The sequence below is a fragment of the Paracoccus pantotrophus genome, from assembly GCF_008824185.1.
GTDB classification, from domain to species: Bacteria; Pseudomonadota; Alphaproteobacteria; order Rhodobacterales; family Rhodobacteraceae; genus Paracoccus; species Paracoccus pantotrophus.
Genome location: NZ_CP044423.1, coordinates 842,948 through 855,730 on the forward strand (window position 1 = coordinate 842,948; position 12,783 = coordinate 855,730).

Annotated in this window: 11 protein-coding genes; 6 read left to right on the plus strand and 5 right to left on the minus strand. The window is 69.3% G+C overall.

The annotated features are described in order from the left end of the window. Positions 1–30: 30 nt before the first annotated feature. The 3 genes from ESD82_RS04065 to ESD82_RS04075 all read right to left on the minus strand — a co-directional run bounded on the left by ESD82_RS04065 (position 31) and on the right by ESD82_RS04075 (position 2,648). The gene (locus ESD82_RS04065) at positions 31–813 is read right to left on the minus strand and encodes an endonuclease/exonuclease/phosphatase family protein (RefSeq protein WP_024845298.1); all 783 of its coding nucleotides are present in this window, start codon (positions 811–813) and stop codon (positions 31–33) included. Between the two features lie 18 nt (positions 814–831). Then, positions 832–2,247 carry a protein adenylyltransferase SelO gene (locus tag ESD82_RS04070; protein ID WP_147428925.1) on the minus strand — a complete coding sequence of 472 codons (1,416 nt, stop codon included), beginning with the start codon at positions 2,245–2,247 and terminating at the stop codon, positions 832–834. 62 nt (positions 2,248–2,309) lie between these two features. After that, on the minus strand, positions 2,310–2,648 hold the full coding sequence (locus ESD82_RS04075; RefSeq protein WP_024845296.1) for a DMT family transporter: 339 nt from the start codon (positions 2,646–2,648) through the stop codon (positions 2,310–2,312). 123 nt (positions 2,649–2,771) lie between these two features. Between ESD82_RS04075 and obgE the strand changes: the two genes are divergently transcribed. Further along, the gene (obgE, locus tag ESD82_RS04080; RefSeq protein ID WP_114669097.1) at positions 2,772–3,803 is read left to right on the plus strand and encodes a GTPase ObgE; all 1,032 of its coding nucleotides are present in this window, start codon (positions 2,772–2,774) and stop codon (positions 3,801–3,803) included. Beyond that, on the plus strand, positions 3,791–4,903 hold the full coding sequence (proB, locus tag ESD82_RS04085) for a glutamate 5-kinase (RefSeq protein ID WP_147428924.1): 1,113 nt from the start codon (positions 3,791–3,793) through the stop codon (positions 4,901–4,903). Before obgE ends, proB begins: the two co-directional genes overlap by 13 nt. Before the next feature lie 153 nt (positions 4,904–5,056). On the opposite strand, the gene ESD82_RS04090 is transcribed toward proB, so the two are convergent. Next, positions 5,057–5,962 carry a 1-acyl-sn-glycerol-3-phosphate acyltransferase gene (locus ESD82_RS04090; RefSeq protein WP_024845293.1) on the minus strand — a complete coding sequence of 302 codons (906 nt, stop codon included), beginning with the start codon at positions 5,960–5,962 and terminating at the stop codon, positions 5,057–5,059. Between the two features lie 53 nt (positions 5,963–6,015). Continuing rightward, positions 6,016–8,559 carry an aminopeptidase N gene (gene pepN / locus ESD82_RS04095; RefSeq protein ID WP_147428923.1) on the minus strand — a complete coding sequence of 848 codons (2,544 nt, stop codon included), beginning with the start codon at positions 8,557–8,559 and terminating at the stop codon, positions 6,016–6,018. A gap of 150 nt (positions 8,560–8,709) precedes the next feature. Here pepN and ESD82_RS04100 point away from each other — a divergent pair, with 150 nt between their 5' ends. The 4 genes from ESD82_RS04100 to ESD82_RS04115 all read left to right on the plus strand — a co-directional run bounded on the left by ESD82_RS04100 (position 8,710) and on the right by ESD82_RS04115 (position 12,782). Further along, positions 8,710–9,345: a hypothetical protein gene (locus ESD82_RS04100; protein WP_024845291.1), complete on the plus strand. Its 636-nt coding sequence runs from the start codon at positions 8,710–8,712 to the stop codon at positions 9,343–9,345. A 170-nt stretch (positions 9,346–9,515) separates the two neighbouring features. After that, complete coding sequence (locus ESD82_RS04105) at positions 9,516–11,663, plus strand: malate synthase G (protein WP_147428922.1); 2,148 nt, start codon at positions 9,516–9,518, stop codon at positions 11,661–11,663. Then, positions 11,660–12,106: a methyltransferase family protein gene (locus tag ESD82_RS04110; RefSeq protein WP_231486867.1), complete on the plus strand. Its 447-nt coding sequence runs from the start codon at positions 11,660–11,662 to the stop codon at positions 12,104–12,106. Before ESD82_RS04105 ends, ESD82_RS04110 begins: the two co-directional genes overlap by 4 nt. Positions 12,107–12,116: 10 nt before the next feature. Continuing rightward, entirely contained in the window at positions 12,117–12,782 is a 666-nt protein-coding gene (locus tag ESD82_RS04115) for a D-lyxose/D-mannose family sugar isomerase (RefSeq protein ID WP_147428921.1), read from the plus strand. Position 12,783: the final 1 nt, after the last annotated feature.

Genomic DNA, 12,783 nt, shown 5'->3' on the forward strand with positions numbered 1-12,783 from the left:
TTTAACCGCCTTCGCAGTTGCAGAAAAGCGTCAATCCGCCCCGGCCGCCCCATCCTCGCCGGGAATGCGCGAGGTGACGCGGGCCGGCTGATAGCCGCGCGGCACCTCCTCATGCGCATCGACCGCCAGATCGGCCCAGACCGGCAGGTGGTCCGAGGCCGCCCGCGCCATCTCGTTGTCCAGCACGCCGCAATCCAGCACCTCGATGCTGCGCGAGACGGCAAAGCGGTCATAGCGCAGGCGCGGGAAGGGCGCGGGCCAGCTGGGGCCCGGGGTGATGACGCGCAGCGCCTCCAGCGCCTCGAGCCCGCGCGAATCGTGCCATTCGTTGAAATCCCCGGTCAGCGCCATGCGGTCATGGCCGATGCGCCGCGACTGGGCGATGATGCGCGACAGCTGCGCGCGGCGCGACGAGCGCATCAGCCCCAGATGCACCGCTACCACCGTCAGCCCCGGCAGGCGCAGCACCAGCGCGCCCCTGGGCTCGATCCCCGGCAGGGGCAGGCGGCGGATCTCGGCCTTGTCGCGCAGTTCGGGGCGCAGCAGGATGGTCTGGCCGTGCCAGCCCAGCGAATTTTCGCCGGTGCCCAGAAAGGGGGCGGGGACCATGCCCGTGGTCTTTTCGATCAGCTTGCGCGGCAACGCCTCGGGCCGGGCGCCGAAGCGGAAATCGACCTCTTGCAGGGCGATCACGTCGGCATCCAGTTCGGCGATGACGCGCAGGTTGCGCTCGGGCGCGTGCGGGCCGGTCATGCCGCGGCACTTGTGCAGGTTGTAGCTGGCCAGTCTCAGGCGGTCGGGGCTTTTCGGCATAGGGCCTTTCGCTGCTGCTCAGGTGCCGCAGAAGGTGCGGCGGACGATCTCATCTGGCTGCGGAGCCAGCGCATAGCCGTCCCATTCCGGCCGGTCCTGGAAGGGGGCGCGCAAGGCGGCGTCGAGCGCGTGGAAGGGGCCGTAATCGCCTTCGCGCCCGGCCGCGATCACTGCCTCGATGCGGTGGTTGCGCGGGATGCGGCGCGGATTGGCGCGCGCCATGACCTGCGCGGCGTCCGGCAGGTCGCGGATGCGCGCCTGCCAGCCCTCGGCCCAGGCGTCGAACCGCTCGGGCGCCCTGAACTCGTCGCGGGCGCGGCCATCCACCAGCCCGGCGAAGGTGCGGGTGAAATCCGCCTCCTCGGCCGCCATCAGCGTCAAGAGCCGCTCGATCAGCGCGCGATCCTGGGGCTGCGGCGCGGCGATGCCCAGCTTGGCGGCAAAGCGGTTCAGCCATTCGGCCTGATAGAGGCCGGGGAAGCTGTGGACGATGCGCGTGGCCTCGGCCACCGCCGCGTCGTCATTGCCCATCAGGGGCACCAGGCAGCTGGCGAATTGCGCCAGGTTCCAGACCGCGATGTTGGGCTGTTCGTTCCAGGCATAGCGGCCCTGGGCGTCGATCGAGCTGAACACCTTGTCGGGCCGGTAGCCGTCCATGAAGGCGCAGGGGCCGTAGTCGATGGTCTCGCCCGAGACCGACATGTTGTCGGTGTTCATCACCCCGTGGATGAAGCCGAGCGCCATCCAGCCGGCGATGGTCGCCGCCTGCCGCTCGACCACGCGCTGCAGCAGGTCGGCCGCGCCCGAGGCATCGGGATAGTGCCGGGCGATGACGTGATCGGCCAGAAGCTGCAGCCGTTGCCGGTCGCCGCGCGCGGCGTAGAATTCGAAGGTGCCGACGCGGATATGGCTGGCGGCCACGCGGGTCAGCACCGCGCCGGGCAGGACCGTCTCGCGGATCACCGTCTCGCCGGTGGTGACGGCCGCCAGGGCGCGCGTGGTCGGAATGCCGAATGCCGCCATGAACTCGCTGACCAGGTATTCGCGCAGCACCGGACCCAGCCAGGCCCGCCCGTCGCCCCGGCGCGAGAAGGGCGTGGGCCCCGCGCCCTTCAGCTGGATGTCGAAGCGCGCCCCGTCGGGGGCCACCACCTCGCCCAGCAGGACCGCGCGCCCGTCGCCGAGCTGCGGCACGAAGCCGCCGAACTGGTGGCCGGCATAGGCCTGCGCGATGGGCTCGGCCCCCTCGGGCAGGGCGTTGCCGGCCAGCACGGCCACGCCCTCGGGGCTGGCAAGCCAGTCGGCGTCGAAGCCCAGCCGCTCGGCCAGCGGCCGGTTCAGCGCCACAAGCTGCGGGTCGCGCACCGGCGTCGGTCGGGTGCGGGTGAAGAAACCTTCCGGCAGTCGGGCATAGCTGTTGTCGAAGTGGATCATCGCGGCCCTCCCTTCGGACATTATCTAGACCCGATTGCCGGAATGTTAAGGGTGGAGGCGATTCAATGCGTCACGCTGCCCGAGAACAGGTTCACGATGACCACCCCCGCGACGATCATGGAAAGCCCGAGCACCGCCGCGAAATCCAGCCGCTGGCCAAAGACGACCAGCCCGATCAGCGAGACCAGCACGATGCCGAGCCCGCTCCAGATCGCATAGGCGATGCCCAGCGGCATGGCGCGCAAGGCCAGCGACAGGAAGTAGAACGAACCGGCATAGCACAGCCCCATCAGCAGCGTGGGGACAAGCCGAGTGAACTGCTCGCTGCGCTGCAGGAAGGTGGTGCCGACCACCTCCAGCGTGATGGCGGTGAAAAGCGTGGCATAGGTCAGGACCGGCATGGCGTCTCCCCTCGTTCGTCGCCGGCCCATCTAATTCACCGGCCGGGTGAAAGTCACGCCACTTGCACGGAAACGGCCAAGCGCGTATCCCACGGCTTTGCCACAGCCGACAGGATTGCGCCCGTGAAATTCCTCGATCTCGCCAAGGTCTATGTCCGCTCGGGCGGCGGGGGCGCGGGCTGCGTGTCCTTCCGCCGCGAGAAGTTCATCGAGTACGGCGGGCCGGACGGCGGCGACGGCGGCAAGGGCGGCGATGTCTGGGCCGAGGCGGTCGAGGGGCTGAACACCCTGATCGACTTTCGCTTCCAGCAGCATTTCTTTGCCAAGTCGGGCGGGCACGGCATGGGGGCGCAGCGCACCGGCGCCTCGGGAGACGACATCCTGCTGCGGGTGCCGGTCGGCACCGAGATCCTGGAAGAGGACCAGGAAACCGTGGTCGCCGACCTGACCGAGCCCGGACAGCGCGTGCTGCTAGCCAGGGGCGGCAATGGCGGCTTTGGCAACCTGCATTTCAAAAGCTCGACCAACCGCGCGCCGCGCCATGCCAATCCCGGCCAGCCGGGGGTGGAGCGCACGCTGTGGCTGCGGCTGAAGCTGATCGCCGATGCCGGGCTGGTGGGGCTGCCCAATGCCGGGAAATCGACCTTTCTTGCCGCCGTCTCGAACGCGCGGCCCAAGATCGCCGACTACCCCTTCACCACGCTGCACCCGAACCTGGGCGTGGTCGGCGTGGACGGGCATGAATTCGTCATGGCCGACATTCCCGGCCTGATCGAGGGGGCAAGCGAGGGCAGGGGGCTCGGCGACCAGTTCCTGGGCCATGTCGAGCGTTCGCGCGTGCTTTTGCACCTGGTCGACGGCACCGCCGAGGACGTGGCGCAGGACGCCCGTACCATCCTGACCGAACTCGAAGCCTATTCCCCGGCGCTGGCGGAAAAGCCGCGGGTGACGGCGCTGAACAAGATCGACGCGCTCGACCCCGAGACTCTGGCCGAGCGCAAGGCGGCGCTCGAGGCCGAGATCGGCGGCCCGGTCCTGCTGATGTCCGGCGTCTCGCGCGAGGGCGTGACCGAGGTCCTGCGCGCGCTCTGGTCGCGGATCGCGCCCTCGCGCAGGCCCGCCGAGGATCGGGAAGACAAGCCGTGGCAGCCGTGACGCCGGAACTGGGCCGCGCGCAGCGGCTGGTGGTCAAGATCGGCTCGGCGCTGCTGGTGAACGGCGCGGGGCTGCGCGCCGAATGGCTGCGCGGGCTTTGCGACGACGTGGCCCAGGCACGGGCGCGGGGCACGGATGTGGTGCTGGTCTCCTCGGGCGCTATCGCGCTGGGGCGGCAGGTGCTGGGCCTGCCCGCCGGCCCGCTGCGGGTCGAGCAGTCGCAGGCCGCCGCCGCCGTCGGCCAGATCAAGCTGGCCCGCGCCTATGAGGAGGCGCTGGCTCCGCATGGCGTCAAGACCGCGCAGCTGCTGGTGACGCTGGACGACACCACCGACCGGCGCCGCTATCTCAATAGCCGCGCGACCATGCAGACGCTGCTGGGCCTCGGCGTGGTGCCCATCGTGAACGAGAACGACACCGTGGCCACCGACGAGATCCGCTTCGGCGACAACGACCGGCTGGCGGCGCAGATCGCCGTGACCTGCGGCGCCGACCAGCTCTTGCTGCTGTCGGACGTGGACGGGCTCTATACCGCCAATCCCAAGACCGACCCCTCTGCGCGGCATCTGCCGGTGGTCGAACAGATCACGCCGGAGATCGAGGCCATGGGCGGCGACCCGATCTCGGGCGTCAGCAAGGGCGGCATGAAGACCAAGCTCATGGCCGCGCGCACGGCGGTGGCGGGCGGTTGCGCCATGGCCATCGCCGAGGGCTCGGTGCTGAACCCGCTCTCTGCCGTGGCGGGTGGCGCGCGGGTGACCTGGTTCCTACCCGATACCGACCCGCAGGCGGCGCGCAAGCGCTGGATCGCGGCGATGAAGCCCAAGGGCGAGATCGCCGTCGATGCCGGTGCGGCTCGGGCGCTGGGGCAGGGCAAGTCGCTGCTGCCGGCGGGCGTCACCGTCGTATCGGGCCGCTTCGGCCGCGGCGACCCGGTGGTGGTACTGGATGGCAAGGGTGCGCGGCTGGCCGCGGGCCTCGTGCGCTATTCCTCGACCGAGGCGCGCGCCATCGCCGGCCATCGCAGCGACGAGATCGAGGGCATCCTCGGCTATCCCGGCCGCGCCGCGCTGATCCATCGCGACGACATGGTGGTGTGACGGCCGGCGGCGGCGGGCCCGGCGTCGCGGCCGCAGGGGTATTTGTGGAACGAAGAGGCCGGGTGCCGTTCCCTGATTCTGGGCGCAGCACCTGCCTTCTTCGTTCTTCAAATACCCATCTGCAACGCCGATTGCGGAGGCAAAGCCCGCCCCTCACTCGATCGGGCGCGGCTTGGCAAGCGCGTGGCGGCGCTGGAACAGCCCGCGGATCTGCGGCATGCGCACGGCATTCTGGCCCGGCGCCGGCAGGGCCAGAACCGCGTCGCGCAGGAGCGCGATGCCGTCCTCGCTGCGGCCGGGCAGCGACGCGGCCGAGATCGGGGGACCGATGGTCACGCGGAAGGGCTGGCCCGCCTTGTTCAGCACCTCGTTGAACAGCGTCACGTCGCGCAGCGTCGGGTGGATCGCGTCGAGCAGGTAGAACAGCGCCGAGTTCCGGGCGCGGATGCGCAGCGGGATGATCGGCGCGTCGAACTTCTTCGCGATCATTGCCGCGCTGGCCATCCAGGGGCGTTCGTGCAGGCTCAGGCCGCGGCGCTTGGCCAGCCGGCCCGAGGGGAAGATCAGGCCGATCCGCCCGCGTCCCAGCGCCTCGCGCGTGTAATCCATAGTGGCGCGGGTCTTGGCGTGGCTGCGCTTTTCGACGCGCCATTCCACCGGGGCGATCAGGCTGTCGAATTGCGGCAGGATGCGCAGGATGTCGTGATTGGCATAGACGAACAGATCGTCCCGGACCGCCGAGATCACCGCGTTCAGCACGATGCCGTCGGCAATCCCGGTCGGGTGGTTCGATACGATCAGTGCCGGGCCGGTGGCGGGGATATGCTCGAGCCCCTCGACGCAGAGATCGCGCAGGATCAGCGCGGCGATGCGGCGCATGACCTCGTCCGTGGGCAGGTCGCGGTATTCCGCCGCCAGGTCCAGGGTGCGCGGATAGCGCAAGAGGCGCATCAGCAGTTGCCGCGCCAGCGCGTGGTGCCGTCGGCCCGAAAAAAGCCAGGGCGCCCGCTCGGCAATCAGCGGATCGAGACGGCGTTTCATGTCCTCGCGGGCATCCATGCGGCCAGTATTGCCGCGCCCGCGGGACGCCCGCAAGAGCGGTTCGGCCATGGTCAGGCGCCACCGGCAAGGATGCGCGTAACCATCTCGGATGTGTTGCGCGACAGGTCGGGCATTGCCGCCAGACGGTTCAGCGCCGCGCGGGCATGGGCCTGCCTGCCGGCGTCGTAGCGCGTCCAGGTCTCGAAGGCCGAGCACATGCGCGCCGTGGTCTGCGGGTTCACCGGGTCGAGCCGCATCAGCCAGTCCACGGTGAAACCGTAGCCCGAGCCGTCGGCGGCGTGAAAGGCGGCGTGGTTCGCGGTCAGCCCGCCGATCAGGGCGCGGAAGCGGTTGGGGTTCTTCCAGTCGAAATCCGGCCGCGCGGCCAGATCGCGGGCGCGGGCCACGGCGCGGTCCGGCGCGGCGCGCAGCGGCTGGACCATGAACCATTTGTCCATGACCAGCCGGTTGCCGGCAAATTGCTGTGCGAAGCTCGCCAATGCCTTTTCGTCCTTGCCCGCGGCGATCAGGCATTCCAGCGCGCCCTGCCGCTCGGTCATGTTCGAGGCGGCGGCGAACAGCGCCTCGGCCCGCGCGGCCCCATCGATGCGCGACAGCAGGCCCAGGCAAGCCAGGCGCAGGCTGCGCCGCGCCGCGCCCTCGGCATCGGGCCGGTAGGGGCCGGGGGTCTGCATCGCTTCGTAGAGCCGCGCCAGCGCCGGCTCATGCGCCCGGGCGATGTCGCGGGCCAGCGCCTCGCGCCCGGCATGGATGGCGTCGGGGTCGGGGATCTGGCCGCGGGCGGCGATGGTCGTCGCGATCTCCTCCTCGCCGGGCAGCGACAGGCAGAGGGCGGCGAAGGCCGGGTCGGCCTCGGCATCGTCGAGCAGCCCGCCGATGGCGCGGCTGAACTCGGCGCCGCCTTCGCCCGCTGTGGCCCGCGCGATCAGCGCGTCCAGCGCCAGGTCGTGGCCGGCCTGCCAGCGGGCGTAAGGGTCGGTGTCATGCGCCAGCAGCAGCGCCTGTTCGTCCGCCGCGATCTCGCGCGCGACCGTGACCGGTGCCGAGAAGCCGCGCAGGAGCGAGACCACCGGCCGCGCGCCCAGGCCGTCGAAATGGAAGCTCTGCTCGGCCTCGGTCATCTCGAGCACCGTGGTCGGCAGCACCTCGTCGCCATTGGGGCCGATCAGGCCGAGCGCGATGGGAACGACCCGCGGCGGCTTTTCCGGCTGGCCGGGGGTGGGCGCGGTCTCCTGCCGGAAATTCAGGGTCAGCCGGCCGTTCTGCCAGTCCTCGGAAAGCGTCAGCCGGGGCGTGCCGGCATCGGTATACCAGCGTTTGAACTGGGTCAGGTCGCGGCCGGTGGCGTCCTCGAAGACCTTGATCCAGTCCTCGATGGTGCAGGCCTGGCCGTCATGGCGGTCGAAATAGAGGTCGAGCGCCCGGCGATAGCCCTGATCGCCCACCAGCCGCTTGAGCATGCCGATGACCTCGGCGCCCTTTTCATAGACGGTGGCGGTGTAGAAATTGTTGATCTCCTGGTAATGGTCCGGGCGCGGCGGATGGGCCAAGGGGCCTGCATCCTCGCGGAATTGCCGGGCGCGCAGGGTCTGCACGTCATGGATGCGCTTGACCGCCGCCGAGCGCATGTCGCTGGTGAACTGCTGGTCGCGGAACACCGTCAGCCCTTCCTTCAGGCAAAGCTGGAACCAGTCGCGGCAGGTGATGCGGTTGCCGGTCCAGTTGTGGAAATATTCATGGCCGATCACGCCCTCGATGCGCTCGTAATCGCCGTCGGTCGCGGTCTCGGCGCTGGCCAGCACCAGCTTGGAGTTGAAGATGTTCAGCCCCTTGTTCTCCATCGCGCCCATGTTGAAATCATCCACGGCGACGATGTTGAACACGTCGAGATCGTATTCGCGCCCGTAAGCCTCTTCGTCCCATTTCATCGAGCGGATCAGCGATTCCATCGCATAGCCGGCGCGGTCCTGGTCGCCGGGGCGCACCCAGACGTTCAGCGCCACCTCGCGGCCCGACAGGGTGGTAAAGCTGTCCGGGACCGCCACCAGCGCGCCCGCGACCAGCGCGAAGAGATAGGCGGGCTTCGGCCAGGGATCGTGCCAGACCGCCTGGCCCGGCGCCTGCGACACCGGGTTGCCGTTCGACAAGAGCACCGGCTGGTCCGAGCGGATGGTGACGCGAAAGGGCGCCATCACGTCCGGGCGGTCGGGATACCAGGTGATGTGGCGGAAACCCTCGGCCTCGCATTGCGTGCAGAACATGCCGCCGGACAGGTAAAGCCCCTCCAGCGCGGTATTGGCTTCGGGGTCGATCTCGACCTCGGCCGAGAAGGTGAAGGCGTCGGGCAGGTCGGCGGCGGGGATCACCAGCCGCTCGCCCGCGACTTGCGCGGGGTCGAGCGGGCGGCCGTCGATGGCCAGCGACAGCGTCTTCAGCCCGGCCCCGTCCAGCACCAGGTCGCCCGCGCCCTTGCGGCGGAAGTCGATCTGCGAGCGCACCCGCGTCGCGCGGGGGGCGAGGTCGAAGTCCAGACGGGTCTCGGTGATCTCGAAAGGATAGGGGCGCCAGTCGGCGAGATATTGCGTGACGGTCATGCGGCACCTTCCGGGCAGGTGAAAAAAAAACGGCGGCACGGGGGAACTTGTGCGAAACCCAAGTGTTAGACGCAGGACAGCCGCGTCGCAAGCCGGGGTCCGTCCCGGCCGACCAGCCGCATGCGCCAACCAGAAGAGCGAGGAACAAGAATGGCCCATTACGATCCGAACGATCCGAAGCGGACGGAAGGCACCGACCCACAGCGCCCGGCCGCGGCGCCCGAAACCTATGTCGAGCCGGTCGAGCGGCGTGCCTCTCCGCTGCCGCTGATCATCGGCATCCTGCTGGCCCTGGCCATCGCCTATTTCGTGCTGCAGTATTTCATGGGCAGCGACGAAGGCGCGACCACCGGCGAAGACGCGGCCGTGACCACCACCGAGCCCGCCGATACCACCGCCGACATGCCGGCCGGAACCACGACTGAGACCCCGGCCGAGGCTGCCTCGGATGCGGCTGACGATGCGGCCGCCGCTGCGCAAGACGCCGCCGATGCCGCCGGAGAGGCCGCGAGCGATGCCGCCACCGCCGTCGAAAGCGGCGCCGAAGCCGCGGGCGAGGCGATGGGCGAGGCGGCCGAGGACGCCGCCGCCGCTGCCGGCGAAGCCGCGCAGGACGCTGCGGAAGCCGCGGGCGAGGCTGCAACCGCTGCGCAGGAAGCCGCCGACAATGCCGCCGAGGCCATGGGCGAGGCGATGCAGGACGCCGGCGAGGCGCTGGACGATGCCGTGACCGTGGAAGAGCCGCCGGCCGACGATACCACCGCCGCGCCGCCGGCGAGCAACTGATCGTCCCAAGCGGGTGCGTGCCGCCGTCCGGTCTCTCGGGCGGCGGTTTTCAATTTTTACGCAAGATAGAATTGCGGAATAGTTGAAGGTCGGGCCGGTTGAAACCCGTTGCCGTTTGGCATACCACGGCACACCAAGCCAGCCGGACAATTGAAGCAAGGGGAAGTGCGATGGGTCGCGTGGAAAAGGCAGGATTGCGGGTGGATGAGACGCTTGCCGCCTTCATCAACGAGCGTGCGCTGCCCGGCAGCGGTGTCGAGCCGCGCCGGTTCTGGGAAGGGCTTTCGACGCTGCTGCACGAGTTCGGCCCGCGCAACCGGGCGCTGCTGGAGCGGCGCGAGGAGCTGCAATCGGCCATCGACGCCTGGCATATCGCCCATCGCGCCGAGCCGAAGGATGCCGGAGCCTATCGCGATTTCCTGGCCGAGATCGGCTATCTGGTCCCCGAGGGCGAGGATTTCCAGATCGAGACGCCCGAGACCGACCCGGAATTTTCCAGCGTGGCCGGGCCGCAGCTGGTGGTGCCGATCACCAACGCGCGCTATGCGCTGAACGCCGCCAATGCGCGCTGGGGCAGCCTTTACGACGCGCTTTACGGCACCGACGCCTTGGGCGACCTGCCGCAGGGCAAGGGCTATGACACCGCGCGCGGCGCCCGCGTGATCGCCTGGGGCCGCGACTTCCTCGACACGGCCGCGCCGCTCGCCGAGGGCTCCTGGGCCGCGGTCGAGGCTTTGTCGGTCAAGGACGGCGCGCTGGTCCCGGCGCTGCGTGAAGGGGCCAAGTTCGCCGGCCATCGCGGCGACGGCGCCAATCCGACCGACATCTTCCTGAAGAACCACGGCCTGCTGATCCGCATCGTCATCGATTCCTCGAAGCCGGTGGGCGCGCAGGACAAGGCGGGCATCTCGGACATTGTGATCGAATCGGCGCTGTCGGCGATCATGGATTGCGAGGATTCCGTCGCCTGCGTCGATGGCGAGGACAAGGCGCTGGCCTATGCCAACTGGCTGGGCCTGATGGACGGCACCCTGGCCGAGGAGGTCGAAAAGGGCGGCAAGACCTTTACCCGCCGCCTGAACCCGGACGTGAGTTTCACCGCGCCCGACGGCTCGGAAGTCACTGCCAAGGGCCGCGCGCTGATGCTGGTCAGGAATGTCGGCCACCTGATGACCACCCCCGCCGTGCTGGACCGCGAGGGCAACGAGGTCTACGAGGGGCTGCTCGACGCCATGGTCACGGCGCTTTGCGCCAAGCGCGACCTGGACCGCGAGGGGCCGAAGAACTCGGTCACGCAGTCGATCTATGTGGTAAAGCCCAAGATGCACGGCCCCGAGGAGGTCGCCTTCGCCTGCGAGATCTTCGATTTCGTCGAAGAGGTGCTGGGCCTGCCGCGCCATACCGTCAAGCTGGGCATCATGGACGAGGAACGCCGCACCTCGGCCAATCTCAAGGAATGCATCCGCGCCGCGAAGCACCGGGTGGCCTTCATCAATACCGGCTTCCTGGACCGCACCGGGGACGAGATCCATACCTCGATGGAGGCGGGCGCCATGCTGGCCAAGGGCGAGATGAAGACCCAGCCCTGGATCTCGGCCTACGAGGATCGCAACGTCGACATCGGCCTGGCCTGCGGCCTTTCGGGCAAGGCGCAGATCGGCAAGGGCATGTGGGCGATCCCTGACAAGATGGCCGAGATGCTGGAGCAGAAGATCGCCCATCCCATGGCCGGCGCCAACACCGCCTGGGTGCCCAGCCCGACCGCCGCGACGCTGCATGCGACGCATTACCACAAGGTCGATGTCTTTGCCCGCCAGGCCCAGATCGCCGCGCTGCGCCGGCCCCTGCGGCTCGACGACCTGCTGACCATCCCGCTGGCCGGTGGCCGCAACTACAGCGAGGCCGAGATCGCCCGCGAGCTGGAAAACAACTGCCAGGGCATCCTGGGCTATGTCGTGCGCTGGATCGACCAGGGCGTCGGCTGCTCGAAGGTGCCGGACATCAACGATGTCGGGCTGATGGAGGACCGGGCCACGCTGCGCATCTCGGCCCAGTCTCTGGCGAACTGGCTGCATCACGGCATCGTCACCGACCGGCAGGTCATGGATACTTTCCGCAAGATGGCCGCGGTGGTGGACCGCCAGAACGCGGGCGACCCGGCCTATCTGCCGATGGCGCCGGGCTATGACGGGGTGGCCTTCCAGGCGGCCTGCGACCTGGTCTTCCTGGGCCGCATGCAGCCTTCGGGCTATACCGAGCCGGTGCTGCATGCCCGCCGCCTGCAGGCCAAGGCCGAGCAGGCGCAGAAGGCCGCGTGATCGCGCGGCTGGCCGGCCTGCCGCCGGTCTGGCTGGCGCTGTTCGCATCGGCCGGGGCGGTGCTGGGTCGGCTGGTGCCCTTGGACCTGCCGGCCGCGCTGCGCGGGCTGGGCCTGTTGCTGGTCGCGGCGGGGCTGGCGCTGATGCTCTGGGCGGCGCTGACCATGTGGCGGGCGCGCACCACCGTCATGCCCGGCCGCCGGCCCGAGGCGCTGGTGACGGCCGGCCCCTTCCGCTTTTCGCGCAATCCGATCTATCTGGCCGACGTTATTTTGCTGGCCGGGCTGATGCTGGCGCTGGCCGCGCCGGCCGGGCTGGTCACGGTGCCGGCCTTTGCCCTGTTGCTGCAGCGCCGCTTCATCCTGCGCGAGGAGGCCGTGATCGCCGCCGCTTTCGGTTCCGCCTATGACCGCTATAGGATGCAGGTCAGGCGCTGGATTTAGGGAGGGCATCGTGGAACGCTCGCGCATCAACCGCATCATGGCCGAGGCCGCCGAACTGATCGGCAAGGCAGGCTTTCACCTGCCACCCTTTGCGCATTGGAGCCCCGAGGAATTTCGCGCCCGCGCCACGCCGGCGATTCGCGAAGGCCGGCTGGGCTGGGACATCACCGATTACGGCCAGGGCGATTTCGACCGGCTGGGCCTGTTCCTGTTCACGCTGCGCAACGGCCGGCTGGCCGAGCTGCAGGCGGGCAGGGGCATGGTCTATGCCGAAAAACTGCTGATCTCGCAGGAAAACCAGATCAGCCCGATGCATACCCATGTCATCAAGACCGAGGACATCATCAACCGCTGGGGCGCGACGCTGGCGATCCGGCTTTGCGGTTCGGACACCCAGGGCCGCATGGACCGCAATGCGCCCTGCCGGGTCGATTGCGACGGCATCGCGCGCGAGGTGGCGCCGGGCGGCGTGCTGCGGCTGGCACCGGGCGAATCCGTGACGCTGCGTCCGGGCGACTGGCACGAATTCTGGGCCGAGGGCGGACCGGTGCTGATCGGAGAGGTCTCGACCGTGAACGACGACCTGACCGACAATATCTTTGCCGCGCCCATCGGCCGTTTTGCCAATGTCCGCGAGGACGAGCCACCGCAGCACCTGCTGGTAAGCGACTACTGAG

Coding starts and splice junctions, on each gene's coding strand:
- ESD82_RS04065 (WP_024845298.1), bottom strand. CDS start 813: ATGCCGAAAAGCCCCGACCGCCTGAGACTGGCCAGCTACAACCTGCAC.
- ESD82_RS04070 (WP_147428925.1), bottom strand. CDS start 2,247: ATGATCCACTTCGACAACAGCTATGCCCGACTGCCGGAAGGTTTCTTC.
- ESD82_RS04075 (WP_024845296.1), bottom strand. CDS start 2,648: ATGCCGGTCCTGACCTATGCCACGCTTTTCACCGCCATCACGCTGGAG.
- ESD82_RS04090 (WP_024845293.1), bottom strand. CDS start 5,962: ATGGATGCCCGCGAGGACATGAAACGCCGTCTCGATCCGCTGATTGCC.
- pepN (WP_147428923.1), bottom strand. CDS start 8,559: ATGACCGTCACGCAATATCTCGCCGACTGGCGCCCCTATCCTTTCGAG.
- ESD82_RS04100 (WP_024845291.1), top strand. CDS start 8,710: ATGGCCCATTACGATCCGAACGATCCGAAGCGGACGGAAGGCACCGAC.
- ESD82_RS04105 (WP_147428922.1), top strand. CDS start 9,516: ATGGGTCGCGTGGAAAAGGCAGGATTGCGGGTGGATGAGACGCTTGCC.